Origin of the sequence: Allomesorhizobium camelthorni (assembly GCF_011045125.1) — a bacterium.
Lineage (GTDB): Bacteria > Pseudomonadota > Alphaproteobacteria > Rhizobiales > Rhizobiaceae > Allomesorhizobium > Allomesorhizobium camelthorni.
The window spans coordinates 1-801 of the sequence record NZ_JAAKZF010000300.1 but is presented as its reverse complement, the minus strand read 5'-3'; the positions used below and the strand labels follow the sequence as shown (position 1 = coordinate 801).

Here is an 801-nt window from a genome sequence, read left to right as displayed (position 1 = left end):
CGATGTGGACGAAGGCGAACCGTGGGAAATACAATCGAGATGGTCTGCGCTATCCGAGCGATTTGACGGACGCGGAATGGGGGCTGGTCGAGCCTTTGATTCCGCCTGCCAAGCGCGGCGGTCGCAGGCGTGAGGTCGATGTGCGCGAGGTTCTCAACGGCCTGCTTTATGTTCTCAGCACGGGCTGCCAATGGCGGGCCGTGCCGAAGGACCTGCCGCCGAAGAGCACGCTGTTCAGCTATTTCGACCTGTGGAACTGGGATGGCACGCTCGGCCGTATTCATCAGGAACTCTACGTGAAATGCCGCGAGGCGATGGGACGCGAGGCCAGCCCGACGGCGGCAATCATCGACAGCCAGAGTGTCAAAGGCGCGGAAAAAGGGGGCGTTGCATCGACCCGTGCGGGTATGATGCGGGGAAGAAGGTCAAAGGCAAGAAGCGCCATATCCTCGTCGATACGGTAGGGTTGTTGCTGCACGCGCTGGTTCATCCGGCCGACATCCAGGACCGCGACGGCGGCGTGCTGGTCCTGAAGACACTGTTCGGGCGCTATCCGTTCTTGAAGAAACTGTTCGCCGACGGCGGCTATCAGGGACCTGTCTTCGCCAAGGGTCAGAAGAAGGCCATGCCCGGACTTGCGATCGACATCGTCAAGCGATCCGACACCGCCGAGGGCTTCGAAGTCCTTCCACGTCGCTGGGTGGTCGAACGGACTTTCTCATGGCTGGGGCGATGCCGCAGGCTGGCCAAGGACTTCGAGAACCTGTCGCGCAACGCGCTCGCCTTCCTCAAACTGGCGTC

General features: G+C 61.7%; 1 pseudogene. It reads left to right on the top strand.

From position 1 onward, the window contains the following. Positions 1 to 2: 2 nt before the first annotated feature. Positions 3 to 801: pseudogene (locus G6N73_RS36015) on the top strand (IS5 family transposase); the annotation flags it as partial.